This is a genomic window from Paenarthrobacter sp. 22069, assembly GCF_052046035.1.
Classification (GTDB): domain Bacteria; phylum Actinomycetota; class Actinomycetes; order Actinomycetales; family Micrococcaceae; genus Arthrobacter.
Map to the genome: position 1 here is coordinate 78,331 of NZ_JBQEQF010000004.1, position 26,014 is coordinate 104,344.

At 65.8% G+C, this 26,014-nt stretch carries 23 protein-coding genes and 1 riboswitch; of the genes, 12 read left to right on the forward strand and 11 right to left on the reverse strand.

All coding sequences use genetic code 11. The features are described from left to right. Positions 1 to 66: 66 nt before the first annotated feature. The 8 genes from ACTJK0_RS04345 to ACTJK0_RS04380 all read right to left on the reverse strand — a co-directional run bounded on the left by ACTJK0_RS04345 (position 67) and on the right by ACTJK0_RS04380 (position 10,173). Positions 67 to 864, reverse strand: a complete 798-nt coding sequence (locus ACTJK0_RS04345; RefSeq protein WP_440744384.1) for a hypothetical protein — start codon at positions 862 to 864, stop codon at positions 67 to 69. Positions 865 to 1,241: 377 nt separating this feature from the next. After that, complete coding sequence (locus ACTJK0_RS04350) at positions 1,242 to 2,312, reverse strand: Gfo/Idh/MocA family protein (protein ID WP_440744385.1); 1,071 nt, start codon at positions 2,310 to 2,312, stop codon at positions 1,242 to 1,244. A 126-nt stretch (positions 2,313 to 2,438) separates the two neighbouring features. Next, entirely contained in the window at positions 2,439 to 3,143 is a 705-nt protein-coding gene (locus ACTJK0_RS04355) for an ABC transporter ATP-binding protein (protein ID WP_440744386.1), read from the reverse strand. Between the two features lie 2 nt (positions 3,144 to 3,145). After that, positions 3,146 to 4,612: an ABC transporter permease gene (locus ACTJK0_RS04360; RefSeq protein ID WP_440744387.1), complete on the reverse strand. Its 1,467-nt coding sequence runs from the start codon at positions 4,610 to 4,612 to the stop codon at positions 3,146 to 3,148. 201 nt (positions 4,613 to 4,813) lie between these two features. After that, complete coding sequence (locus ACTJK0_RS04365; RefSeq protein ID WP_110542747.1) at positions 4,814 to 5,914, reverse strand: substrate-binding domain-containing protein; 1,101 nt, start codon at positions 5,912 to 5,914, stop codon at positions 4,814 to 4,816. Between the two features lie 50 nt (positions 5,915 to 5,964). Further along, the gene (gene mmsB / locus ACTJK0_RS04370; RefSeq protein ID WP_110542748.1) at positions 5,965 to 7,248 is read right to left on the reverse strand and encodes a multiple monosaccharide ABC transporter permease; all 1,284 of its coding nucleotides are present in this window, start codon (positions 7,246 to 7,248) and stop codon (positions 5,965 to 5,967) included. A 44-nt stretch (positions 7,249 to 7,292) separates the two neighbouring features. Beyond that, positions 7,293 to 8,852, reverse strand: a complete 1,560-nt coding sequence (gene mmsA / locus ACTJK0_RS04375) for a multiple monosaccharide ABC transporter ATP-binding protein (RefSeq protein WP_440744388.1) — start codon at positions 8,850 to 8,852, stop codon at positions 7,293 to 7,295. Positions 8,853 to 8,982: 130 nt separating this feature from the next. Further along, positions 8,983 to 10,173, reverse strand: a complete 1,191-nt coding sequence (locus tag ACTJK0_RS04380) for an ROK family transcriptional regulator (protein WP_110542750.1) — start codon at positions 10,171 to 10,173, stop codon at positions 8,983 to 8,985. 239 nt (positions 10,174 to 10,412) lie between these two features. On the opposite strand from ACTJK0_RS04380, the gene ACTJK0_RS04385 reads away from it, so the two are divergent. Further along, complete coding sequence (locus tag ACTJK0_RS04385; RefSeq protein WP_440744389.1) at positions 10,413 to 11,282, forward strand: carbon-nitrogen hydrolase family protein; 870 nt, start codon at positions 10,413 to 10,415, stop codon at positions 11,280 to 11,282. 6 nt (positions 11,283 to 11,288) lie between these two features. Here ACTJK0_RS04385 and ACTJK0_RS04390 read toward each other — a convergent pair whose 3' ends face one another. Next, positions 11,289 to 12,899 carry a PucR family transcriptional regulator gene (locus tag ACTJK0_RS04390; RefSeq protein ID WP_440744390.1) on the reverse strand — a complete coding sequence of 537 codons (1,611 nt, stop codon included), beginning with the start codon at positions 12,897 to 12,899 and terminating at the stop codon, positions 11,289 to 11,291. A gap of 260 nt (positions 12,900 to 13,159) precedes the next feature. Here ACTJK0_RS04390 and ACTJK0_RS04395 point away from each other — a divergent pair, with 260 nt between their 5' ends. Beyond that, on the forward strand, positions 13,160 to 14,590 hold the full coding sequence (locus ACTJK0_RS04395; RefSeq protein WP_440744476.1) for an amino acid permease: 1,431 nt from the start codon (positions 13,160 to 13,162) through the stop codon (positions 14,588 to 14,590). Then, a complete protein-coding gene (locus ACTJK0_RS04400) occupies positions 14,587 to 16,323 on the forward strand; it encodes a flavin monoamine oxidase family protein (RefSeq protein ID WP_440744391.1) in 1,737 nt (578 codons plus the stop codon). Before ACTJK0_RS04395 ends, ACTJK0_RS04400 begins: the two co-directional genes overlap by 4 nt. A 15-nt stretch (positions 16,324 to 16,338) precedes the next feature. Here ACTJK0_RS04400 and ACTJK0_RS04405 read toward each other — a convergent pair whose 3' ends face one another. After that, on the reverse strand, positions 16,339 to 16,857 hold the full coding sequence (locus tag ACTJK0_RS04405) for a gamma carbonic anhydrase family protein (RefSeq protein ID WP_440744392.1): 519 nt from the start codon (positions 16,855 to 16,857) through the stop codon (positions 16,339 to 16,341). A gap of 81 nt (positions 16,858 to 16,938) precedes the next feature. Further along, a complete protein-coding gene (purU, locus tag ACTJK0_RS04410; RefSeq protein WP_110542755.1) occupies positions 16,939 to 17,799 on the reverse strand; it encodes a formyltetrahydrofolate deformylase in 861 nt (286 codons plus the stop codon). Between the two features lie 42 nt (positions 17,800 to 17,841). Further along, a riboswitch (ZMP/ZTP riboswitch) is annotated at positions 17,842 to 17,927 on the forward strand. A 146-nt stretch (positions 17,928 to 18,073) separates the two neighbouring features. On the opposite strand from purU, the gene glyA reads away from it, so the two are divergent. From glyA to ACTJK0_RS04455, 9 genes are all read left to right on the forward strand, one after another. Continuing rightward, positions 18,074 to 19,372, forward strand: coding sequence for a serine hydroxymethyltransferase (glyA, locus tag ACTJK0_RS04415; RefSeq protein ID WP_440744393.1), 1,299 nt, complete (start codon positions 18,074 to 18,076; stop codon positions 19,370 to 19,372). Between the two features lie 3 nt (positions 19,373 to 19,375). Then, positions 19,376 to 20,278: a bifunctional methylenetetrahydrofolate dehydrogenase/methenyltetrahydrofolate cyclohydrolase gene (locus tag ACTJK0_RS04420; RefSeq protein ID WP_110542757.1), complete on the forward strand. Its 903-nt coding sequence runs from the start codon at positions 19,376 to 19,378 to the stop codon at positions 20,276 to 20,278. A 217-nt stretch (positions 20,279 to 20,495) separates the two neighbouring features. Beyond that, complete coding sequence (locus ACTJK0_RS04425; protein WP_440744394.1) at positions 20,496 to 21,632, forward strand: sensor histidine kinase; 1,137 nt, start codon at positions 20,496 to 20,498, stop codon at positions 21,630 to 21,632. Continuing rightward, positions 21,629 to 22,294, forward strand: a complete 666-nt coding sequence (locus ACTJK0_RS04430; RefSeq protein WP_110542759.1) for a response regulator transcription factor — start codon at positions 21,629 to 21,631, stop codon at positions 22,292 to 22,294. The genes ACTJK0_RS04425 and ACTJK0_RS04430 overlap by 4 nt, the downstream gene beginning before the upstream one ends. Before the next feature lie 149 nt (positions 22,295 to 22,443). Further along, positions 22,444 to 22,761, forward strand: a complete 318-nt coding sequence (locus tag ACTJK0_RS04435; RefSeq protein WP_110542760.1) for a hypothetical protein — start codon at positions 22,444 to 22,446, stop codon at positions 22,759 to 22,761. A gap of 74 nt (positions 22,762 to 22,835) precedes the next feature. Then, a complete protein-coding gene (locus ACTJK0_RS04440; RefSeq protein WP_440744395.1) occupies positions 22,836 to 23,399 on the forward strand; it encodes a hypothetical protein in 564 nt (187 codons plus the stop codon). A gap of 10 nt (positions 23,400 to 23,409) precedes the next feature. Further along, positions 23,410 to 24,243, forward strand: a complete 834-nt coding sequence (locus tag ACTJK0_RS04445; protein WP_440744396.1) for an exodeoxyribonuclease III — start codon at positions 23,410 to 23,412, stop codon at positions 24,241 to 24,243. An 18-nt stretch (positions 24,244 to 24,261) separates the two neighbouring features. Then, complete coding sequence (trpS, locus tag ACTJK0_RS04450; RefSeq protein WP_440744397.1) at positions 24,262 to 25,305, forward strand: tryptophan--tRNA ligase; 1,044 nt, start codon at positions 24,262 to 24,264, stop codon at positions 25,303 to 25,305. A 4-nt stretch (positions 25,306 to 25,309) separates the two neighbouring features. Further along, complete coding sequence (locus ACTJK0_RS04455) at positions 25,310 to 26,014, forward strand: 2'-5' RNA ligase family protein (RefSeq protein ID WP_440744398.1); 705 nt, start codon at positions 25,310 to 25,312, stop codon at positions 26,012 to 26,014.

A 26,014-nucleotide genomic window follows, 5' to 3' on the forward strand; every position in this document is an offset into this window, starting at 1 on the left:
TTTTCCGGGCGCTGGTCAGCTGCCCGTAGAGCCACGTGCTGCCCTGGGAAGGGCAGGGGGCTTCAACTAATCGGGAGAAGAACCGGGATCGAAAGATACCGGCGCAGGAGCATGCTCAGAAGGGTTCCCGGCTGCAAGGGTGCCCGGGCGCTCAAAATCGAAGTCGAACGGGCTGAGCCAAGCCGCCGCACCGGAGGACCCGCTTGAGGATCCACCGGCACCTGTGCCGGAGGCCGGGGCCGCAGGGGCCTGGGCAGGCAGCGGTGCGGGATCGGCAGGACCAGCAGGCTCTTCGGAAGCGGCTCCTGAGGCTTGGACGACAACTGACCGTGCCCCGGCTGTAGCTGCAAGAGGCACATTGCCCCGGGTTGCCAGGCCAGTGTCAACGTTCTCGGTTGCCTCGCCAAACAATGCAGTCTGACCCGCTTCCGTGGCCGTTGGCCCGGCTTCCCGGTCCAGGGCCGGGGCCGCTGGAGAGGTGTCTGCGGAAGCTGGCGAAGCCGCGACGGGAAGTTCCACCGGCACGGTGGTGACCGGCACGTCGGGAAGTGGAAGGGGCAGCTGGTCAGTGCCGGTCAAGAGATCCGAGACCGGCTGGAGGACAGGTTCCAGGGCTGGCACCGCACCGGCCGCAGGTGCTGCAACAGCGTCGACTACCCCGGCCGTCAGGTCGTCGGCGAGTTCGGCGAGGGGAGCAGTGACGGTGGAAACAGTTTCGACCGGTACGACCTGGCCCACAACGGGAACCGAAGCGATGAGACCGTCCGCCAGACTGGAAACCTGGGCTGCCACGGGCTGTGCCAGTCCGGGGGCTGTCGCAGCATCGGTGGTGGAAGCGGCTGGCGCGGGTGGGATTGCATCCACAGTGGTTTGCGTCAGTGATGACACCGGTTTTGTGACACTGCCCAGAAGTGACGAAGCGTCAGGTCCCGCATCGGCGGAGGCTGCTGTGGACGAAAGCGTCAGCCACGTGACGGCCGCTGCCCCGGCAAGGAGCACAGGGCGCAAGGCACTCCATGGCGAACTTCTTCGAGCCATTCGTACCACCCCCCAGTGACCGGCGCAATCGATGCTGTCTAAAGGGTAGAACCGATTCTTACTGGAAGTCCATACTTCCCTAAAAGGATTTTACAAAACGGAGGCACACCTGCCGTTGCTGTCATCGACGAAGGCGGCCAGTCACATACTTGACCACGCCTTAAAAGCCGCGCCGCCGCCGTCGTCCGTTCCTTCAGCCTCCGCTAGTGGCTGTCGTTGGGGTAGCTCACGCCAAGCTGGGCGCGCACGCCGTCGAAAAGGCGCATGGTGTTCAAGGTGTCCTCCAGCGGCATGACCGGGCTTTCGGTCAGGCCCTGCTGCACACAACGCGTCACTTCCCGCAGCTCATACGCATAACCTTTGCCCACCACGTCGAACGTTTCCGTGCGGCGCTCTTCCCAGCCCTTGGCAATGATGAGTTCGCGCGGGTTGTTGATGGAGCCGATACTTTGCAGGAAGCCCATGCTTCCGGACACGGTGGCGGTCCGGGGCCCGTGGGCCAGGAGCGAGGAGGTGAGCTGGACGTGGGCGGCATGGCCGTAGCCGAGCGTCATGGCGTTCTGCGCATCCACGCCGTCGTCGTTGACGAAGCCGGTGGCGCTCACCGTCTGCGGGAACCCCAGCGTCCCGAGCGCCCAGAGGAGGGGGTAGACGGCCAGGTCCAGCAAGGCCCCTCCGCCGTCCTTCCGGGCCCACAGCCTGGCTGTTGGGGAGTACGGCGCGGGGAATCCGAGGTCTGCGGTGACCCAGTGGATGTCGCCCAGTTCACCGGACGCTGCGATCTGGAATGCCCGCTGCATGGAGGGCAGGAACCGGCTCCACATGGCCTCCATCAGGAAGAGGTTGCGGCTCCGTGCGTAGTCGATCAGTTCCGCGGCTTCGCGCGCATTGATGGTGAAGGCCTTCTCGCAGAGCACATGCTTGCCTGCCTTGAGCGCGGCAAGGACGATCTCATGATGCTGGGCGTGCGGCGTGGCGACGTAGACGACGTCGACCGCCTCGTCGGCCAGCAGCCGCTGGTAGCCTGCCACGCCGTCGTCATCTCCGTACGCCTTTGGAAAATCGTAGGCCACGGCAAATGCGTCGGCCGACTCCTGGGTTCTGGAACTGACCGCGTACAGCTCGGCGTCAGCGAGCAGCGCCAGTTCCTGCGAGACTGCCCGGGCGATGCTGCCGGTGGAGATGACGCCCCAGCGCAGTGGAGCACCTGTGGCGGAGCGTGGATCCTTGTCCGGCTGGCTGAAAAGCCACGGCGTGGCGATGGGGGCACTCATGGATGCCATCCTGTCACAGCGCCGGGGACGGTCAGGGAATTTCAACCCCGGGCGAGGGCCGGACGCCGGAAAGGGGCCGACGGCGGGGATTTGCTGGGCAGGACCCCACCGGCGGCCCCACCTACGTCAGGCCGTGGCGGCGACCGCCCGACCCCGGACCGGTTCCTCCGTCAGCTTTCCCTGTTGGAGGCGAAAGCGGCGGTCTGTCTTGTTGGCGAGGGCCCTGTCGTGGGTGACCACCAGGATAGTGGTGTTGTGGTCGCGGCTCAGCGAGCTGAGGAGTTCGATGATGTGGTCGCCGGTCTGCTCATCCAGGTTGCCGGTGGGCTCATCGGCCAGGATGAGCTTGGGCTCGTTGGCCAGGGCCCGTGCAATGGCAACGCGCTGCTGCTCGCCGCCGGAGAGCCTGTTGGTGCGCCGGTCGTGCTTGGAGGGATCAAGCTGGACCTGTTCCAGCAGGTCCTGGGCGCGCTGCAGCCGGACGGCCTTCCGGACGCCGGCGAACTCCATGGGAAGCATGACGTTGTCCACGGCGGACAGGTTCGGGATGAGGTTGAACTGCTGGAACACGAAACCGATGTCGCGGCGGCGGTACTCCGTCAGTTTGCCGTCCGCCAGGCCGGCCAGGCTGACGCCGTCCACCACGACGTCGCCGCTGGTGGGTTTATCCAGCGCACCCAGAAGGGACAGCAGCGTGCTCTTGCCGCTGCCGCTCTTTCCCACAATCGAAGCCAAGGTGCCTTGCTCCAGACTGAAACTGACATCGTTGACGGGCTTGATGGTGCGGTCACCGGAGTTGAAGGTGCGGACCAGGTTCTTGACTTCAATCATGGTTATTCTCCTCGCAGGACTTCGATGGGACGGATACGCGCCGTAAGCAGCGCGGGAACCAAAGCGCCAATGATGGCGACACCAAACACGGCGGCAATACCACCGGCAATCACTCCCGGCGATGCGCTCGCGGTCACCGAGTTCAGCAGCTGCGAGGCCCCGCCGAACGGACCGCCCTGCCCGCCGGGGAATGCGCCGCCTGCCCCCCGGATACCGCGGCCTGCTGGGTTTGCCGTTGTTGTGGTGTTGCTGCTGATCAGGGCGGAGGCAATGCTGCCGCTGGCAAAGGAAGCGATGGCGGCGCCCACGGCGCTGCCAAGGGCTGCCAGGACAAGAGCCTCGAGGACGAACTGCAGGCCGATGGTGCGGTTGGGTGCACCGATTGCCTTCAGGACTCCGATCTCGCGGCGGCGCTCGCGGACCAGCATCACCATGATCAGCAGGATGATCAGGCCTGCGGTTCCCAGGGCGGCGATGAAGGCGATGAAGGAGATGTTCTTGACGCTGTCCAGGGAGCTGACCGCCGTCTGCAGGTTTTGCCCCTGGGTGACGTCCGCCTTGTCGGTACCGAGCGCCGACTGGAGTGCAGTCTTGGTGGCAGCGACGTTGTCCATGGAGTTGACCGTGACGATCATGCTGGACAGCTCATTAGGTGTTCCGGCGAGGGCCTGGGCGGTGGGGAGGGTGACGTAAACGGCGTTGTTGCCAAAGGCGGTGCCGGCGTCGAACAATCCGGAAACGGTGTAGGTCTGGTTGTTGACGGTGAAGGTGGAACCGACCGTGAGGTTGTTCTTTTCGGCAAGGGTTGTGCCCAGCAGTGCGCCGGTGGATGCAGCGCTGTAGTCCCCGAGCCCGGCGCCCTGCGTGATGTTCAGCGCCTTTCCGGTGGTGTCCACTTCGGCCCCGATGCCGGTTGCGGTGATGGGGAGCGACCTGACGCGCTGCGTGGTTCCAGTGCTGCCGGAGGTTCCGGTGCCGCCATTGGCCTGCTGGTTGCGGTTGCCCAGGGTGCCGGCTTCCACGGCCGCGGTGAGGCTGGTGGTCAGGGTGGTTGCGGACTGGCCGCCGGGTCCACCCTGTCCTGCCTGGCCACCCTGTCCTGCCTGGCCGCTCTGGCCTGCCTGGCCGCTCTGGCCCGCGGCCGACTGTGCTGCTTCTTCAGCCGCATTGCGCAACCGCAGAGTGGAGGTTCCGAGGACGGCACTGACGTTGGGCACGCCGGCAGCCGTGGCTGCCTGGTCCGTTGTCAGAGGCTCGCCACCGCCTTCGAAACCTTGCCCACCTGCGGGGTTGACGGTCAGGACCGTGCCAACGGAAGCATTGAGCTCCTGGACTTTGGCTCCCACCGCCTGGTTGGCCACCAGCATCGCCAAGGCGAGGCCAATGGCGACGGCCAGCACCGCGACAACCGCTGCGGTGCGGACCTTGTTTCTGAAGGCATTGCCTACACTCCGGGCAAGGACGCTCACGATACTCCTAAGACTCAGGTGCCGGCGCGGAGGGCCGGCTTCGGATCAACCCTCGCCGGAGATCCTGTGCAGGAATCCGGCCGAACCTGTGCCCGGGCTGTGAAGGTTGATACCCATTGGCCAAGACCCAGGAAAGCCCGGCCCCCAACGAGGGGACCGGGCTCTCCTGCTGCCGGTTTTACGCGGCTGTTTCAAAAGGTGTTACTTGGTGATCGGGCCGAGTACGGGATCGTCCGTGTAGGCCGTCTTGACATTGGCTGAGGTCACAATGACCGGTTCCAGCAGGTAGGCAGGAACAACCTTGTTGCCGTTGTTGTAGGACTTGTCGTCGTTGACCTCAGGCTTCTTGCCGGCCTGCAGGTCCTTGACCATGGTGATCGCGTGCTCAACGAGCTTGCGGGTGTCCTTGTTGATGGTGGAGTACTGCTCACCGGCGAGGATGGACTTGACCGACTCAACCTCTGAGTCCTGGCCGGTGACGACCGGAATCGGCTTGCCGGCGGCCTTGACGGAGGTCAGCACCGCGCGGGCGAGGGTGTCGTTGGGGGACAGGACGCCATCCAGGTTCGCAGAGGTGTAGTTGCCGCTGAGCAGCGTGTCCATGCGGCGCTGGGCGTTTTCAGCCTTCCAGCCCTGGGTCACAGCCTGCTCGAAGGTACTCTGCCCCGATACGACCTTGAGGGTGCCGTCATCGATCTTGGGCTTTAGGACGCTCATGGCGCCGTTGAAGAAGACCTTCGCGTTGGCATCGTCGGGGGAACCGGCAAACAGTTCGATGTTGTACGGGCCGGACGGCTTCTTGGCCTTGAGTCCGTCCAGCAGGGCCTGGCCCTGGAGCACACCGACCTTGAAGTTGTCGTAGGCCACGTAGTAGTCCACGTTGTCGGTGTTCAGCAGAAGCCGGTCGTAGGCGATGACGGTGGCGCCGGCGTCCTTGGCCTGCTTGAGCTGGGTGCCCAGCTGGGAGCCGTCGATGGCCCCCACGATGATGACCTTGGCGCCCTTGGTGACCATAGCGCTGATCTGGTTCTGCTGCTCCGACACACCGCCATTGGCGAACTGGACGTCTGCCTTGAAGCCGGCACCGTTGAGGCCGTCGTTGAAGAGCTTCTCGGCCAGGACCCAGTTTTCACTGGTCTTCTGCGGAAGGGCGACGCCGATGGACGAGTTCTGGGGGAACCCTTCGGCTCCTCCGCTGGCTCCGCCCGATGTGCCGTTGTCCGAGCGGCCACAGCCCGTCAGCGCCAGTGCTGCGATGGCAGCAACCGCTGCGGCCTTTCCTGCTTTACCAAACATTCGCATTGTTGGTTCTCTTTCTTTGTGTGATGGAACAGTATTCAGGCTGCAAACTTTCAGGCTTCCCTGGCGATCGCTTCCTTGGTGGAGGTGGTCTCGTCGGGCTGGATGGGGTTGCTGGGACCCCCAGTGGGACGGTTCATGTTGCGGGTAAGCATGCCGATGATCGAGCGCTTGCCCTGCGACTTGTTGTAGACGTCGAAGGCGACCGCGATCAGCAGGACCAGGCCCTTGATGATCTGGGTGAGGTCGGCGCCGACGCCCAGGAGCTGCAGGCCGTTGTTGAGCACTGCCATGACCAGGCCACCAATGATGGACCCGATCACCGTGCCCACGCCGCCGGTGACGGCAGCGCCGCCGATGAACACGGCTGCGATGGCATCAAGTTCCCAGCCCACGCCGTCGAACGGGCCCGAGGCGGTGGAGCGGCCCACGAAGATCATGCCTGCAAGGCCGGCCAGGATAGACATGTTCATCATGACCAGGAAGTTGACCTTCTTGGACTGGACGCCGGAGAGTTCGGCAGCGTGGCGGTTGCCGCCCACAGCGTATACGTGGCGGCCGATGATCGTGCGGGAGGAAATGAAGCCGTAGATCAGGACCAGGATGGCAAGGATCAGGCCGGGGATCGGGAAGGAGGTGCCGGGCCGGCCGGTGGCAAAGAGGTATGTCGCGTAGAGGATGGCACCGCAGACCAGGACAAGCTTCAGTACCGTGACCCACATTTCCGGGACCTCGGCGCCAAGTGCCTTGGCCCTGGCCCTCGAACGGATCTCACTGACCACGACGAACGCTGCCGCGGCGAGGCCGATCAGGAGGGTGAGGTTGTTGTAGCCCGTGTTCGGCCCCCACTCCGGCAGGTAGCCGGAACCCAGGTACTGGAAGTCATTCGGCACCGGGATGGTGTTGGACTTGCCCACGAACTGGTTGAAGCCACGGAACAGAAGCATGCCGGCCAGCGTGACGATAAAGGCCGGGATGCCCACGTATGCGGTCCACCAGCCCTGCCAGGCGCCAATCAGTGCGCCGAGAAGCAGGCCCAAAAGGACGCCCGCGTACCAGGGAAGATGCCAGTCGCGGATGGCGAGGGCGACGGTGACGCCGACGAAGGCTGCCACCGAGCCGACCGAAAGGTCGATGTGCCCGGCGATGATCACCAGCACCATGCCGATGGCCAGGATGAGGATATAGGAGTTGCCGTTGAAGAGGTTGATCACGTTGCCGGAGGTCAGCGTCCGGCCCTCCGTGGCAATCTGGAAGAAGATAATCAGCGCCACCAGGGCAAAGATCATGCCGAATTGGCGGGTGTTGCCGCCAAACAGCTTCTTGAGCGCATTCATGGTTTCAGTCCTTGTTTCCGAAAGGTTCTGGAAGGTCCAGGGGGTCAGGCGGCTTTACGGGTGGCGGAGGTCATCAGTTTCATCAAGCTTTCCTGCGTGGCCTCGTCTTTGGTCAGGACGCCGGTGATGGCGCCTTCAAAGATGGTGTAGATGCGGTCGGACAGGCCCAGGAGTTCCGGGAGTTCCGAGGAAATGACGATCACTCCCTTGCCCTGGTTGGCGAGCTGTTGGATGATGCCGTAAATCTCGTACTTGGCGCCGACGTCGATCCCGCGGGTAGGTTCATCCAGGATCAAGAGGTCGGGATCGGTGAACATCCACTTGGCCAGGACCACCTTTTGCTGGTTGCCGCCCGAGAGCTTGGCAACGCCTTCCTCCACGGAAGGCGTTTTAGTGCGCAGGGACTTGCGGTATTCCTCGGCCACGGTGAACTCCTGGTTGGCGTCCACCACGTAGTTGTGGCTGACCTTCCGCAGGTTGGCGGCCACCGTGGTGGTCTTGATGTCGTCCAGCAGGTTCAGTCCCAGGGACTTGCGGTCCTCCGTGACGTAGCCCAGCCCCGCGTCGATGGCGTGGCGGACGTTTTTGAGGACTACTTCCTTGCCGTCCTTATAGATGTGGCCGTCGATGAACCGGCCGTAGGAGCGGCCGAAGACAGAGCGGGCCAGCTCAGTCCGGCCCGCGCCCATGAGGCCTGCGAAACCTACGATTTCGCCGCGGCGGACAAAGAAATTGGAACCTTTGCAGACCAGCCGGTCCTGGATGGCGGGGTGGCCCACGGTCCAGTCCTTGACCTCGAAGAACACCTCGCCGATCTTGGGCGTGTGGTCCGGGAACCGGGACTCGAGGGTGCGCCCGACCATGCCCTTGATGATCCGGTCCTCGTCCACGCCGTCGGCCTTCACGTCGAGGGTCTCAATGGACTTGCCGTCGCGGATGATCGTGATGGAATCAGCGATCTGCTCAATCTCGTTGAGCTTGTGCGAAATGATGATCGAGGTAATGCCTTTAGCCTTCAGGCCCAGCATGAGATCCAGCAGGTGCTGGGAATCGGACTCGTTGAGCGCCGCGGTCGGCTCGTCCAAAATCAGGATCTTCACGGACTTGTTCAGCGCCTTGGCGATCTCCACCAGCTGCTGTTTGCCAACGCCGATTTCCTTGATGGGGGTGTCGGGATCGTCGCGGAGGCCAACCCGTGCCAGCAGGTCCAGCGACCGCAGGCGGGCCTCGGCCCAGTCGATAATGCCGCGTTTGGTGGGCTCGTTGCCCAGGAAGATATTCTCCATGATCGACAGTTCGGGAATCAGCGCGAGTTCCTGGTGAATGATCACGATCCCGGCGTGCTCGCTGGCGCGGATGTCCTTGAAATGCTGGACCTGCCCCTGGTAGACGATGTCGCCGTCGTAGCTGCCGTAGGGGTACACGCCGGACAGGACCTTCATGAGGGTGGACTTGCCGGCGCCGTTCTCGCCGCAGATGGCGTGAATTTCGCCCGCCTTCACCCGAAGACTGACTTCCGACAGGGCTTTCACCCCGGGAAACTCCTTGGTGATCGAACGCATCTCCAGGATGATCGGATCCGTTTGCGTTGTCTGGGACGTCATGAGCCCTTACGCCTCCAATGCATGACTTCTTTGTCCGTCCTGCAAAGCGCAGGACCGTCTGATGAAAAAGTAAACTGGATCACAGCTGTTGTCGTCAAGTCTTTAACGCAATTGCCGGATAACGAAATGGTTAGGACTTGCGGATTCCTGCATGCTGGAAGACCAGGGCCGCCGCGCCCAGGGCTTCCGCCCGGTCTCCCAGCGAGGACATGGCGAGGGTGGTGGTCTCGCCGATGACGGGTACTGCGTGCCGGATCAAACCCCTCCTGATCGGGTCCAGCAGAATGTTCCCCAAGCCAGCAAGGGGCCCGCCCACCACGATGACTTCGGGGTTGATCAGGTTGGCTACATTGCCGAGCGCCCGGCCCACCGCAAGCCCCGCATCGTCCACCACGCGGAGGGTGGCGGAGTCCCGGTTCAGGGCCTTGCGGACAATGTCCGCGGGCGTCAGCGGCCTGTCCTCGCCCCGGCTGAGCAGCTCAATCATGGTGGTGGTGGATGCTATGGTTTCAAGGCAGCCCCGGTTGCCGCAGCGGCACACCAGGCCCTGCTCGTGTATGGTGGCGTGCCCGATCTCGCCGGTGATTCCAACGTTGCCGTAGTAGGGGGCGCCGTTGAGGATCAAGCCCGCGCCGATGCCCGATCCGATCTTCAGGAACAGCAGGTTGCTGACCCCCGAATGCTGCCCCCAGGTCACCTCCGACCACGCACCCAGGTTGGCATCGTTATCAACAAACACGGGGATTCTCAAGGTTTCCTCAAGATGCTGAAGGATGTTGATGCCCACCCACTCCGGGAGGATGGCGCCCTGGGCAACCGTCCCCGTCCGCCGGTCGATGGGGCCCGGAATGCCGACGCCGGCCCCGACCACGGAGGAGCGTTCCACTCCGCTTTCACGCAGCAGTTTCTCCAGCAGGGCCACGGCGGCCTGGATGCCGTCGTCCGCCTGGTGGCCCAGGGGGAGCATCACCGACTCCTCCGCAATGACGTGGTAGCTCAGTGAGGCCAGGACCACCCGCAGGTGCCGCCGGCCAAAGTCGATCCCGACCGCCACGGCCCCGTTGCTGTTGAGCCGCACGTTCAGTGCCCGCCTGCCCGAACTGGTGATGGGTTCGGTGGACGCCAGCCCGGAATCGAGCATAATTTTGACGATGTTCGAGACGGTGGCGGTGGACAGTCCCGTCTGCCGGGCGAGCTCCGCCTGCGTGGACGGGCCCCCCATTAGGGTCTCAATGATCCGCTGCTGGTTCAGTTGCCGGAGGGCGGACTGGGAGCCGGGATTCTTGGGTTTGCTCCTCGTTGAGCGCGGGGTTGGGGACATGCTAAGAAGATTGCCCTATCGCGGCTGTTGTAGTCAAGAAGTTAACGCATTAGGCGAATGGATGGACATTTGCTGAGGAGGGACGGGGGCAGATCCGGGCGAGCCGTGCATTCCGACCCGGCAGGAGCGCGGCCGGGTCCAAAAGACCCGAAGGGCCGCCGGGCTGCTGGCTACGCTGGACAGTGAGAACGCTCCGGGCCGTCCGTTCCACGCGGACCGGCAAACAGAAGGTGGTAATGATGCTGCTGTCCGTCCTGCAGGCGAACGCCGTGGTCCTGGACGTCGAGGCCAATCTCCGCACCCTGGATGATGGCGCGCGGCGGGCTGCGCAGGAAGGCGCCCACGTACTCCTCACTCCCGAGCTGTTTCCTGTCGGGTACGCCCCGGCCAGGCTGCGGGCCGAACTGGACCCTGCCCGTCTTCCCGGAATCCGCGAACAGCTGGCCGGCATCGCCCGCCGGAACGGCATTGCGCTCGTCTACAGCCTTCCGGCCGTGGCCGGCGCGGACAGCGGCGGCGGCCAAGGGGCCGACCGCGCGCCAGTGTGGCATATTTCGGCCAGCCTGGTGGATGCCTCCGGCGCCGAGCTGCTCAGCTACGCCAAGGTGCATCTCTTTGGTGACGAGGAACGCGCGGCTTTCATCGCAGCCGCGCAACCTCCCGCCGTCGTGGATTTCCAGGGCATCCGGACCTCCCTGCTGATCTGTTACGACATCGAGTTCCCCGAGGCCGCCCGGGCGGCGGCGGCCCGTGGCGCGGAACTGCTCCTGGTGCCCACCGCCCTGTCCGTCGGTTTCGACGCCGTACCCCAGGTGCTGGTCCGAGCGCGGGCGCTGGAGAGCCAGCTGAATGTGGCCTATGCCAACCATTGCGGGCACGAGGACGTATACACCTTCGGCGGCGGAAGCGTAGTGGCAGGACCCGACGGCGCCCTCCTCGCCCAGGGCGGGGCAGGCCCGGACCTGCTTTTCGCCGACGTTGACACTGCCGGCGTCCAGCGGGCACGCAACGACGTGCCTTACCTGCGCGAGCGCCGGCCGGACCTGTACCGGGAATGGGAGGCAGGCCTTCCGGGCACACCGGACCGGGTGGGCGACAACCAGGCATAGGCCCCGCTACGCCGATGGGCTGCCGGTCAGCCCGTCGGCGTAATGGAGCGCAATCCACAGCTCAGCCCGCACCTGTGCCTGGTTCAGGTCCATCTGAAGGAGCTCGCCGAGGACCCCGATCTGCCGGCGGACACTGTTCCGGTGCAGGCCCAGGCGCTTGGCCGAGCCGTCCCAGCTGCCGTTTTCGCCCAGCCAGCCCCTGAGGACCGCCAGCAGGGGATCGCGCCGATCCGGTTCGAGCTCCAGGACCGGCTGCAGGAGCCGTTCGGCCAGCAATGTTCCGGCCTCACGGCCCAACAGGCCCGTCACGGACCACGACACCTCGTCCGCCCGGACGCTTTGTCCGCTTCTCTGCACCTGGCTGCGCAGGGACGTGGCGCGCCGGTAGGCGGCGGGAAGGCTGGCCAACTCGGTCGGTTCGCCCACCACCAGGCGCCAGCCAAGCTTTTCGACGTCTGCCAGCAGCGCGTCGTCCACCCTGAGCCGGGTCAGGGCCGCGAAGCCGTAGTCCGTGATCTCCACCAGCTTGGTGTCGAACATGCGCCGCCACTGCAGCAGTTCCCTGACGGGGCTTTCCCCTGCGGGCCATTCCGGCGCCTCAACCTTGATGCCCTGCACCACCCGCATGGGTGCCGACCGGGTGGAGGACAGGCTCTGCGCCAGCAGGTCCTTGAGCCCGTTGACGTGTTTGGTGCCGCCGGTGGTGAGGCTCCCCGGGTGCAGCAGCACGGCGGTGGCCAATTGGCTTGGGGCCAGCGACCCGCTGGTGCGCTGCCGCACCAACAGCTCCAGGAGTCCGACGGCGGACTGGACAACGTTGTTCTGCGCAGGCGTCAGCGGGACGTCGGAACCCAGGACCAGGGCGCCCAGGTTGGCATCACGGGTACTGCGCAGCGGGTGGCCCACCACCAGCGCGGAACCGGGCTGGTCAAAGCCGTCCATTTCCACGCGGGGGCCGCTGCCGGACAGCAGCCGTTCCAGCATGGGCTCCAGCAAGGCCAGGTCGACGGCGGTGCTGCCGCCGGCGCTGGTGCCGCGTGCCCGGACGCGGCCGTCCGCCCCCACCATCACCGCCCAGACCGGCACGCGCTGCACCAGTGCGGCCAGCAGTTCGTGCTCGGGTTTGGGGGAGAGGACGGCGCGCATGAGTTGCCGGTTGGTCTCCGCCAACTGCCGGAAGACCCGGGCGTTGTCTGTTTCCAGGAACTGGGAGAACTGCAGTCCGATCGCCGCGAACGGAAGGGACTCCGGCACCTCGAACAAGGTGAGGTTGTGGCGCCGGCACGCCTCGACAACCACTTCGGGAACGGCATCGAAGTAGGGCCGGACTCCGAAGCCCAGGGCGGCCACCTTGGCCTGGACCAGCCGGCGTACATACGCGTCCACGTGGGCGGGTGAACCGCCGTCGCCAAGGAATGGGAGGCCCGCAGTGAGCAGGAACTCGCCCTCCGGCAGATAGGGGGTGGGGTCTTCCAGTTCGCTGGGCTCAACCCAGCGCAGGAGCCGGTCGCCGCTGCCGCCGTCGTGGAGGGTCTTCAACACCGGCGGCAGTTGGTCAAGGAACTGCTGGAGGGTAACGAAACTCAGCCGTCCCGACTCCGCTGGCTCAACGGTCATGAGTGCGCCCGGCGCCCGCAAAGGCCGGATTGCCGGATCCGCTGCGATTGTGCATAAAGTCTCATGGTGGATCACTATAAGTCATTTTGCACCGGGTTGAGAGTTGGCTCACATGCCACCCTTGATGAGGGGAAACCGACAACTACTCTGAAGGGACGTCAACGGTGACTGTGCCTGTGACCACCGAAAAACCCATTGCGCCAAGCGTCGGACGGCCCGGCCTCCGGGCCCAGCTGCTGCGGCGCAAGCCGATAGGACAAATGGTCAGCGAAGCCGAAGGTGCCGGTGGGGGAGCCCGCCTGGTGCGCAGCTTCGGTGTCCTGCACCTGACCATGATCAGCGTAGGTGCCACCCTTGGGACGGGCATCCTGGTGATCCTCGGCGAATCAGTTCCGCTGGCCGGCCCGGCCATCTGGATTTCGTTCGTCATTGCCGGCCTGGCGGCGCTGCTGTCCGCGGTGTCGTACGCCGAAATGGCAGGGCTGGTTCCGGCCGCGGGCTCGAGCTACTCCTATTCCTACGCCACCATGGGGGAGGGCATGGCCTGGATCTGCGGATGGTGCCTCGTCCTCGAATATGCCGTCTCCGTGGCCGCGGTGGCGGTGGGCGCGGGCCAGTACGTCAACGAGACGCTCGCCGCCTTCGGGCAGGTACTGCCCGACGCGATGTCCCAGCCTCCCGGCGACGGCGGCCTGGTGAACGTTCCGGCGATGGCCATCGTCGTGCTCGCCACCATCCTGCTGGTCCGCGGTGCCAGGGAAAGCGCCTGGATCAACACCGCCATCGTCGTCGTCAAAATCGGCATCCTGCTCTTCTTCTGCGCCGTGGCCTTTACCGCCTTCAACGCGGGAAACTTCGAGCCGCTCATGCCCATGGGCGCTGCAGGCGTATCCGCCGCCGCATCCCGGGTGTTCTTCTCCTACATCGGGTTCGACGCCGCGTCCACCGCCGGCGAGGAAGCCCGGAACCCCAAGCGCGACCTGCCGCGCGCCATCCTGCTGTCCATGGTAATCGTGACCAGCATCTACGTCCTGGTGGCCGTAGCCGCGATCGGCGCCCGCCCCTGGGGCTGGTTCGACGGGACCGAAGCCGCGCTGGTCCAGATCCTCGAGGAGACGACGCACCAGCCGTGGATCGCGCTGGTCTTCTCCGTGGGCGCAGTCCTCGCCATTGCCAGCATCGTGCTCACCGTCCTTTACGGGCAGACCCGCATCCTCATGTCGATGTCCCGGGACGGACTGGTGCCGGGGGTCTTCAGCCGGGTCTCACACCGCACCGGCACCCCGGCCGCCGGCACCCTGATCGTAGGCACCGCCGTCGCCCTGACCGCAGGGCTGGTCCCGCTCGGCGCCCTGGCCGACGCCACCAGCATCGGGACCCTCTTCGCCTTCGCGCTGGTCAACGTCGCCGTCATCTACCTGCGCCGCAACCGCCCCGACCTGAAGCGCAGCTTCCGCGTCCCGCTGTACCCTGCCACCCCCGTACTGGGGACGCTGATGTGCGCCTACCTGATGGCGAACCTCGGCGCCGATACCTGGGTTGTGTTTGGCGCCTGGATGCTCGTGGGGATCGCCATCTACTTCGGCTATGGACGCCGGAACTCGAAGGTGGCGGCTCTGAGCGAGCCCGACTACCGTGAACTGACCGCCAAGGCCCCGAGCCAGGAACCTGTGAAAGCCGACATATCATGACCATCGCCACCGAACTGCCTGCCTTCGACCCCTCCAGCACTTCCACCAGGCCAGCCGAAACGTCCGGGCGGGAGGCCGGTGCGCACGCAGCGCCCATCACCATGCTGAACCCGGACTTCCCGTTCAGCTACGACCACTACCTGGCCCACCCTGACGGACTGGGCACTGTTCCGCCGGAGCTGTACGGCACGGAAGTGGCCGTTATCGGTGCCGGGCTTTCCGGCCTGGTGACCGCCTACGAACTGATGAAGCTCGGACTGCGGCCCGTGGTCTACGAAGCCGACCAGATCGGCGGCCGGCTCCGCACCGCAGCCTTCCCCGCGGCGCCCGGCGTGGTGGCCGACCTTGGTGGCATGCGCTTCCCGGTGTCCGGCAAGGCCTTCTACCACTACGTAGACCTGCTGGGGCTTGAGACCCAGGACTTCCCCAACCCGCTGGCCGAAGCCACCTCCAGCACCGTGATCGAGCTGGCCGGGAAGAAGCACTACGCGGAAAAGCCCAGCGACCTTCCCCCGTTCTTCCGCGAGGTGGCCGACGCCTGGAAGGCGGCGGTCAACGACGGTGCGAAGTTCGTGGAGATGCAGGAAGCCATCCGCTCCCGGGACATGGCCCGCATCAAGGACCTCTGGAACGAACTGCTGCCGCTCATGGACGAGCAGACGTTCTACGGCTTCATCGCCGGCAGCGACTCCTTTAGGAAGGCAGGGTTCGCCCACCGGGAGGCCTTCGGCCAGGTGGGGTTCGGCACCGGCGGCTGGGACACCGACTTCCCCAACTCCATCCTGGAAATCCTCCGCGTGGTCTACACCGACGCGGACGACCAGCACCGGCTCATCCGCGGCGGAGCGCAGCGGCTGCCCGAGGCACTGTGGCAGCACGCGCCGTCGGACCTGGTCCACTGGCCCGCCGGCACCTCCCTGGCCTCGCTGCACTCCGGCTCGCCCCGCGGCGCGGTCGGAAAGATCAGCCGGGACCCGGACGGAAACCTGCGGGTGCGTGAACGGTGGGGCCGGGAGGCCAGCTACCCGGCCGTGGTGACCACCTGCCAGTCATGGCTGCTGTCCACCCGCATCCACACCGAAGAAGCGCTGTTCCCCGCCGAGCTGTGGACCGCCATGGAGAAATCGCACTACATGCAGTCCTCCAAGACCTTCGTCATGGTGGACCGGCCCTTCTGGAGGGACATCGATCCGGAAACGGGCAACGAGGTCCTTTCCATGACCCTGACCGACCGGCTCAACCGCGCCACCTACCTGCTGGACAACGGCCCGGACCAGCCCGCCGTCATCCTGCTCTCCTACACCTGGAACGACGACGCGCTGAAATGGCTGGCCCTTGACGCCGACGAGCGCGTGGAACTGATGCTGCACTCGCTCGAGCAGATCTATCCCGGAGTGGACATCGCCGGGCACATCGTGGGCCAGCCCATCACGGTGTCCTGGGAGGCGGACCCCAACTTCATGGGTGCCTTCAAGGCCAACCTGCCCGGGCACTACCGCTACCAGCAGCGGCTCTTCTCCCACTTCAAGCAGGACAAACTCCCGGAGTCCCAGCGCGGCATCTTCCTGGCCGGCGACGACGTCTCCTTTACCGCAGGCTGGGCCGAAGGCGCCGTCACCACGGGCCTGAACGCCGTATGGGGCGTGGTGAAGCACCTGGGCGGCTCATCCGCGGCCGGCAACCCCGGCCCCGGCGACCTCCTGGACGAGTTCGGCCCAATCAGCCTGGACTAAGGCAGGCGGGATCCGTCAGGCGTGAAGTTCGCGGTGTTTCGCCGCGAGCTCCACGTACCGGGCAGCATTGGCGCGGACGCCGTCGAACTCCTCATTGGTGAGCTCACGGCGCACCTTGGCGGGCACGCCCGCCACCAGGGAGCGGGGCGGAACGATAGTTCCCTCGAGCACCACGGCGCCGGCCGCTACCAGCGAGCCGGCGCCGATCACCGCGCCGTTGAGGACGGTGGCGCCCATGCCGATCAGGCAGTCGTCCTCCACGGTGCAGCCGTGCACGACGGCGGCGTGCCCCACGCTGACCCGTTGGCCCACCGTGCAGGGGAAGCCGGGGTCGGCGTGCAGCACCACATTGTCCTGCAGGTTGCTTCCGGCGCCCACGGTGATGGCCGCGGTGTCGGCGCGGACGGAGACGCCGTAGAAGGCGCTGGAGTCCTGGTCCAGGGTGGCCTTGCCGATGATGGACGCCGAAGGTGCTACGAACGCTGTTTCATGGACGGCCGGGGAGTCGCCGGCAAAAGGGTAAAGAGGAGCCATGGGTTCACCCTAAGCCACCCCTGCACCCAACTGAGTAGCAGTAGATGCCGTTTTGGGGCCCAATACGGCATCTGCTGCTACTTAGTTGAAGACCACCGTCCGGTTGCCGTCCAGCAGTACCCGGTGCTCTGCGTGCCACTGCACGGCCTGGACCAGGGTGCGGCCTTCCACGTCACGGCCCATCTGCACGAACTGCTCCGGGGTGCGGGCGTGGTCCACCCGGATGACTTCCTGTTCGATGATCGGGCCCTCATCCAGGGCAGCCGTCACGTAGTGTGCCGTGGCGCCGATCAGCTTCACGCCCCGGGCGTGCGCCTGGTGGTACGGCTTGGCGCCCTTGAAGGACGGCAGGAACGAGTGGTGGATGTTGATCGCTTTGCCGGTCAGGTCGGTGCAGAGTTCATCGGAAAGGATCTGCATGTAGCGGGCCAGGACGGTCAGTTCAATGTCGTGCTCGGCGATGATGGCCCGCAGCTTGTCCTCCGCCTGCTCCTTGGTGTCCCTGGTAACGGGGATGTAGTGGAACGGGATCCCGTAGAACTCCGCGAGCCCGGCCAGGTCCTGGTGGTTGGACACGATGGCTGGGATCTCGATCGGCAGGGTGCCGGAGCGCTGCTGGAACAACAGGTCGTTGAGGCAGTGCGCCGAGGTGCTGGCCATCACCAGGGTGCGGACCTTGTCGCCGACAGTATTAAGGTTCCACTGCATGGAGAAGGCCTCCGCCACGGGCTCCAGGGCGGCCCGAAGCTCGGACTTCGCCGCTGCCGTGGTCACCTCGACGCGCATGAAGAAGTTGCCGGTTGCCGGGCTGCCGTACTGCTGCGAATCCGTGATGTTGCATCCCGCCACCAGCAGGGCTCCCGCCACGGCGTGGACAATGCCGGGGCGGTCGGGGCAGGAGAGGGTTACGACGTACGCTTGGTTCAGCAGCTGTTCATTCACGCGTAATAGCCTACCCGCGCGGGGCCCGCGGTTTTGATAGGCTGGAAGGGTCGCAACTGGCGTTGGGTGGCGAACCACCAGGGAGCGGCAATCACGAAGACCACGGATCGTACGCCTGGGCCGAGGGTCATGTTTTGCCGGAAATGGGGCTGCGCCCGCGTCAGCACAGCAGCGCCTTGCCGTGTTTTCGCGCCCTGTCATCAACGCGGTGCGAAAGCGTGCCGGCCGGTAGCCTGACCTAAGCAGTGCCCGTATCCCTAGCCAGGAGTTCTCCGTGACTACTACAGCCACCTCAACCACCGAAGTCAGCAACCAGCCGCTGGCTGAACTCGACCCCGAAATCGCCGCAGTCCTTGAGCAGGAGCTTGGCCGCCAGCGCGGCACCCTGGAAATGATTGCGTCCGAGAACTTCGCCCCCCGCGCCGTCATGGAGGCCCAGGGCTCCGTCCTGACCAACAAGTACGCCGAGGGCTACCCGGGCCGCCGCTACTACGGCGGCTGCGAATACGTCGACGTTGCAGAGCAGCTGGCCATCGACCGGGTCAAGGCACTCTTCGGTGCCGAGTACGCCAACGTCCAGCCGCACTCCGGTGCCCAGGCCAACGCCGCCGCGCTCTCCGCCATGATCACCCCCGGCGACAAGATCCTGGGCCTGTCCCTGGCGCACGGCGGGCACTTGACCCACGGCATGAAGCTGAACTTCTCCGGCAAGCTCTACGAAGTGTCTGCCTACCAGGTGGAAGAGGACACCTTCCGGGTGGACATGGACAAGCTCCGCGAGCAGGCCATTAAGGAAAAGCCCCAGGTGATCATCGCCGGCTGGTCCGCCTACCCGCGCCACCTTGACTTCGCCGCCTTCCGCTCCATCGCCGATGAAGTGGGCGCGCTGCTCTGGACGGACATGGCGCACTTCGCCGGCCTGGTTGCAGCTGGCCTGCACCCGAGCCCGGTGCCGTACTCCGATGTCGTCACCTCCACCGTGCACAAGACCCTGGCCGGACCCCGCTCGGGTGTGATCCTAGCCAAGGAACAGTGGGCCAAGAAGCTGAACTCCAACGTCTTCCCGGGCCAGCAGGGCGGGCCGCTGATGCACGTCATCGCTGCCAAGGCCGTGGCCTTCAAGATCGCCGGCACCCAGGAATTCAAGGAGCGCCAGGAGCGCGTCCTGGAAGGCGCCAGGATCATCGCCGACCGCCTGAACCAGGCAGACGTCGCCGAGGCCGGAGTCTCGGTCCTCACCGGCGGCACCGACGTGCACCTGGTCCTGGTCGACCTGCGGAACTCGCAGCTGGACGGCCAGCAGGCCGAAGACCTCCTGCACTCCGTGGGCATCACCGTCAACCGCAACGCGGTGCCGTTCGACCCCCGCCCGCCGATGGTCACCTCCGGGCTGCGCATCGGCACCCCGGCGCTTGCCACCCGCGGCTTCGGTGCCGCCGAATTCACCGAGGTGGCAGAGATCATCGCCACCGCGCTCAAGGCCGGCAACAGCGCCGACGTCGAGGCCCTGCAGGCACGCGTGGACAAGCTGGCAGCCGACTTCCCGCTCTACCCGCAGCACGAGCAGTGGTAACCAATGACTGAAACCACAACCGCACAGATCCTTGACGGCAAGGCCACCGCCGCCGCCATCAAGGCCGAGCTGACCGAACGCGTGGCCGCACTCAAGGCCAAGGGCGTCACTCCCGGCATCGCCACTGTGCTGGTGGGCGCCGACCCCGCCTCGCAGTTGTACGTCTCGATGAAGCACAAGCAGTCCGTGCAGATCGGGATGAATTCCATCCAGCGCGAGCTGCCGGCCGACGCCACCCAGGAACAGGTGGAGGCCCTCATTGACGAACTCAATGCGGACCCCGCCTGCCACGGCTACATTGTGCAGCTGCCGCTGCCCAAGCACCTTGACACCGACGCAATCCTGGAGCGGATCGATCCCGCCAAGGACGCCGACGGCCTGCACCCGACCAACCTCGGCCGGCTGGTGCTGAATGTCAACAACAAGATCACCACGCCGCTGCCGTGCACTCCCCGCGGGGTTATCGAGCTCCTCGAACGCAACGGGTACAGCCTGGCCGGCAAGCACGTTGTGGTGGTGGGCCGCGGTGTCACAATCGGCCGCTCGATCGGCCTGCTGCTGACGCGGCGGGACGTCAACGCCACCGTGACCCTGACCCACACGGGCACCACCAACCTGTCGGAGCTGCTCCGCCAGGCGGACGTCATCGTGGGCGCGGCGGGCGTGAAGCACATCGTCAAGGCCGGCGACGTGAAGCCCGGCGCGGCCCTGCTGGATGTTGGGGTCACCCGCGAGAGCGACCCGGAGACGGGCAAGAGCAAGGTCTACGGCGACATCGATCCGGCAGCCGCGGAGGTGGCGGGCTGGATCTCACCGAACCCCGGCGGTGTGGGACCCATGACTGTCGCGCTGCTCATGACCAACGTGGTGGAGGCTGCCGAACGCGCGGCCGGCGTGGACGCATAGCCCGCCACCGCGCAGAGCCCCTGCATGGGAACCTGGACAGCGGGCACGGGCACGAAAAGTACGACGGCGGCACCGCACCTTCCGCTTGGGAGCGCGGTGCCGCCGTCGGCGTCTTAAAACGGGCCGCAACGTGGGCGCGCCCCGTACTCCCCGGGGAGTATGGGCACTACGCCGGCGATCCGGCGACTTTCAACGCCGGCGGGCATAGGCTCGGAGCATGCAGCGCCGTTTCCGGGGACCGCCCACCGCCGTCATCGTCGTGGTGGTCGCCGTGATCCAAGTCGCCGGGTCGGCGTTCGCATCCTCGCGGCAGCCAGGCCATCCGCCCCTCGATGCCGTGGCACTGGTATTGCTGCTGCTGGGCCCGGCCGCCCTGGCTTTCCGCCGGCGCGCGCCCCTGGTGATGCTGCCCGTTGCTGCCGGCGCGACCGCAGCCTACCTTGCCCTGGGCTACGCATGGGGCCCTGTGGTTCTGTCCCTCGCCATGGCGTTGATCCTCACCGCCGCGGCCGGAAAACGGACGGTTGCCTGGTCCGTGGCGGCACTGGGAACACTGGTGTTGTTTCTCGGCGCCGCACGCAGCGGCGACGAAGCGACGTTCATCCGGGCATTTGCCGGGTCCTCATGGCTGGCCGTCCTGGTCCTGATCGGAGAAGGGGTGCGGCTTCGGGGCGAACGCGTTGCCGAACGGTACCGCCAGCAGGCCGCCGCCGAGCAGGCTGCCCGCGACGAGTACCGGCTCGCCTTGGCGCGGGACATCCACGACGTGGTGGCCCATTCGCTGTCCCTGATCAACGTGCGGGCCTCGGTGGCGCTGCACCTGGGCGAGAGGGACCCCACCCAGTTCAGGCCTGCCCTGGAGACCATCAAGGCAGCGAGCAAAGAATCCCTGGCTGAAGTCCGGCAGTTGCTCGGCGTGCTCCGGGAGGATGCTCCCTTGAGCCCCACCCGCCGGCCCAGCCTGGGCCAAGTAGCGGAGATCGTGGAAAACGCGCGGCGCGCCGGGCTGAACGTCAGGCTGCAGGCCGATCCGGCTGCGGTCTCGGTTCCCGCTACAGTGCAGGAAGCGGCGTACCGGATCATCCAGGAGGCACTGACCAATGCCGTCCGGCACTCCGGGGCCCACACGGCCGACGTTTCCATCGATGCGGCAGGAGCAGAACTGGTAGTGACCATCGACGACGACGGCGCCGGGGCGGCCACAGCGCCCGAAGGCAACGGCATCACCGGCATGCGGGAGCGGGTGGCGGGCCTCGCCGGCCGGCTTGAACTGGGACCCCCGCCCTCCGGTACCGGCTGGCGGGTCCGCGCGGTCCTACCGCTGCCAGACCGTCCAAGGGTGGATCCCCAGTGATCAGCATCCTGCTGGCAGACGACCAGAACCTCATCCGGGCAGGCTTCCGGGCCTTGTTGGATGCGGAGCCGGACATGAAGGTCGTGGCTGAATGCGGGAGCGGGCGTGAGGCTGTGCGCCTGGCCCGCCAGTACCGTCCGCAGGTGGTCCTGATGGATATCCGCATGCCGGATGGCGATGGCCTTGACGCCACGAGGCAGATCCTTTCCGATCCTGCGCTGTCCGGTACCCGGGTGGTAATGCTCACCACTTTCGAGCTGGACGAATACATTGCGGAGGCTGTGCGGGCGGGCGCCGCCGGCTTCCTGGTCAAGGACACCGAGCCCGCCGAGCTTTTGCGCGCAGTCCGCATTGTGCACGACGGCGACGCGCTCCTTTCGCCTTCGGTGACCCGTCGGATCATGGCCCAGCTGGCACGGCACTCCCGTGCCGCCGAACGGCCCGTGGCGCTGGACCGCATCACGGACCGGGAGCGGGAAGTCCTCCAGCTTGTGGGGGAGGGGTTGAACAATGCCGAAATCGCTGAGCGGCTGTTCATCACACCCCTCACGGCCAAAACACACGTCTCCCGGATCATGGCAAAGCTGATGGTCCGGGACCGGGCCCAGCTGGTGGTGCTTGCCTACGAATCCGGCCTGGTCCGGCCGGGCTGGGCAGGCTGAAGCCGGTAGCTGGTGCACCCGCCGGACTCCCTGGGGAGTACGGGCTCCCTTCCAGGTGACTCCCGCCGCCGGACGCGTCCGAAGGCTCCGCGAACAAGACTCGATACCAGGCCGAACCGCGGCCGGTTGAAAGAGTCTGGAGAAATGAAATGTTCGCTTCCGCTACCACCGCAATATCCGCTGCAGCGTTGTCCGCCGCGTCGCAGCTGCCGGCCGACACGGTCGTCTACGGACCGTGGCACGGCGCCTTTTCACCGTGGTTCCTGCTGATTCCGCTGTTCTGGATCCTGGTCATAGTGCTGCTCATCTTCGTGGCCCGCCGGACCTGGCGCAGGAACCAGCACTGGGCGGCCGGCCAGGGGGCCGAAGGCGTGCTGCGCGAGCGCTATGCCCGCGGTGAGGTCGACGAGACGGAATTCCGGCAACGGCTGGAGGTTCTGCGCAGCGGAGAACGGCGGCAGAAGTGACAGCCGGCCTCCGGGCCGTTCGCCGGGGGTGGAAGGAGGCGGAAGCACAGCCCGCCGTTTGAGACAATGGCTGCATGCGAACTTTGGGCAGCTCCACGTCATCCTCCAAACCCGCCAGGGGCGGTTTCTCGATGTTCCGGATCAGCGGGCCTGGCCTGATGGTCCTGGTGACGGCGTTTGTGGTGGCCGTGATCTTCGCCGCGAACCAGAACGACGTCGTTGGCTGGGTTGTTGCCGTCATCGCCGCCTTTTGGCTTGCACTGGCGCTCTTCGTGGTCTTCAGCATCCAGAAGGCTGCACGGAAGGCCGGGGCCAAGCTTTCCGAAGCCCACGATGCCTTCAACACGGCGGCCGGCCGCGCGCCGTCGCACGCTTCTGCCGACCACGGCGGCACCCGGGTCCTTCACGAACGCTCACAGGCTGATGAGGTGCGCGACCTGAAGCTGGACCATTCCTTCAAGATCGTCCAGGTCCAGGTCCGCGTGGTGGAGGAGGAACGCGCCAAGGGCGCCGCCGCCAACCAGGACACCATCAACCGCGCACTCGAAACCATCGAGATCACGGCTACCAACGCCCGGGACATGATCAAGTCGTCGGGCGGAAGCGGAGAGCCGGTGACCGGAACCATCATCGACTAGAGTGGAGCGGGTGAGCTCGGCATTGAAGAAGGACCACCTTCGCATCGCATCCGTTAACGTAAACGGCCTCCGGGCTGCCTACAAAAACGGGATGGCGGCATGGCTGGAGCCGCGCGAAGTGGACATCCTCTGCCTGCAGGAAGTCCGCGCGCCCGATGCCGTCGTCCGGCAGCTGTTGGGGGATGACTGGCACATCCTGCACGCCGAGGCCGAAGCAAAGGGCAGGGCCGGTGTCGCCATTGCGTCGCGCCAGGAACCCCTCGACACCCGGAACGGCATCGGTGATGACTACTTCGCCACCGCCGGGCGCTGGGTCGAAGCGGATTTCCGCGTCCCCGACGCCGCCGGGAACCCCGTCCAGCTCACCGTGGCCAGCGCCTACGTGCACTCCGGTGAAGTGGGAACACCCAAACAGGACGACAAGTTCCGGTTCCTTGACGTCATGACCACTAGGCTTCCGGAGCTGACCAAGCACAGCGACCACGCCCTGGTAGTGGGGGACCTTAACGTTGCCCACACACCCCGGGACATCAGGAACTCAAAGGGCAACCTCAAGAAGGCGGGGCACCTGCCGGAGGAACGCGCCTACTTTGACCGGTTCTTCGGAGAGGACATCGGCTGGCACGACGTGCACCGGAACCTGTCAGGGGACGTTGACGGGCCGTACACATGGTGGTCCTGGCGCGGCAAGGCATTCGACAACGACACGGGCTGGCGCATTGACTACCACCTGGCCACCCCCGAACTCGCCGCTTCCGCCGTCTCGGCAGTTGTTGACCGTGCAGCTACCTGGGATACCCGCTTCTCCGATCACGCCCCGCTGGTAGTGGACTACCAGCTCTAAGCCCCGAAAGTTTTTTCCATGACCACCCAGACTTCCCCCACCGCCAAGAAGCGCATCCTCTCCGGCGCAAAGCCCACCGCCGATTCCCTGCACCTGGGCAATTACATCGGAGCAGTGCGCAACTGGGTGGACATGCAGGCCGAGTACGACGCCGTATTCTTCATCCCGGACCTGCACGCCATCACCGTCGACTTTGACCCCGCAGAGCTGGCCAAGCGGACCCGCATCGTGGCGGCCCAGTACATAGCCGCCGGGATCGACCCCGACAAGAGCATCTTCTTCGTCCAGTCCCACGTCCCCGAGCATGCCCAGCTCGCCTGGGTGCTGAACTGCATCACCGGCTTCGGTGAGGCCTCACGGATGACCCAGTTCAAGGACAAGACGCAGAAGTCCGGCGCCGACTCCGCCACGCTGGGCCTCTTCGCGTACCCCACGCTGATGGCCGCGGACATCCTCCTCTACCAGAGCGACCTTGTCCCGGTGGGCGAGGACCAGCGGCAGCACCTGGAGCTGACCCGGAACCTGGCGCAGCGGTTCAACACCCGGTTTGGCCACACGTTCACTGTTCCCGAGGCCACGATCGTCAAGGAAAGCGCCAAGATCTACGACCTCCAGAACCCCAGCGCCAAGATGTCCAAAACGGGTGAGTCGCCCAACGGTGCCATCCAGCTGCTGGAGGATCCGAAGATCGCGGCCAAGCGCATCAAGTCAGCGGTGACTGACGCCGGGACCGATATCCGTTTCGACCCCGAGGAAAAGCCCGGGGTGTCCAACCTGCTGACCATCTACTCATCCCTTACGGGCAAAGCGGTGGCGGAGCTCGAAGCCGAGTACCAGGGCAAGATGTACGGCCACCTCAAGGTGGACCTGGCCGAGATCGTGGTGGACTTCATCACGCCGCTCCGGAACCGGACCAACGAACTCATGGGCGACCCCGCTGAGCTTGACCGGCTGCTGGCCCTGGGCGCAGAACGGGCGCGCGAGATCGCTTCCGTAACCCTCGGCCAGGTGTATGAGCGCATGGGTTTCCTGCCCTCCCACAGCCTCGCAGGGGTCCGCTAGCGCCATGTCGTCGGGAAACGCCACCGCCAGGGGAGGTGCCCGCCCGGCCGCCCAGGCTGAGCGGACCCTTGCGGCTCGCTTCGGAGAACAGGCCGGCAGGGATGCGGCGGGGAAGCAGGACGTTGACCGCAGCGATGAGATCAGTGTGGGCGTCATTCTGGGCTTTCCTGCCGAGATAGCCGAGGAGTTGCAGCGCTGGCGGGCGTCCTTCGGCGACCCCCTCGCTGAGGTGGTGCCGGCGCACATTACGTTGGTCACCACCACTCCCACCAGCGACTGGGAAGCCACCCGGCAGCACGTCCGCGAGGTTGCCCGCTGCCAGAGCCCCTTCATGGTGACCATCGCCGGGACCGGGACATTCCGGCCGGTGTCGCCCGTGGTCTTCATCAACGTCGAAGACGGCTTCCAGGATTGCGTAGACCTCCACAACAAGCTCCAGCGGGGCCCGCTGGAGCGCGATCTGCGCTTTGCCTACCATCCTCACGTCACCATCGCCCATGATGTGGCACCGGAAAGCCTGGATGAGGCCGAAACGGTGCTGAAGAACTACAAGGCCACCTTCCCCGTGGTTAGCATGGGACTCTATGAGCATGATGCCGACGGCATCTGGCAGCTACGGGAAGAGCTGGACTTTGGGACCGAAACTGACAACCACGCCGGCACCAGCTGCACGGACGCTGCCGCGGACGCCACAAACGAAGGCCGCTGA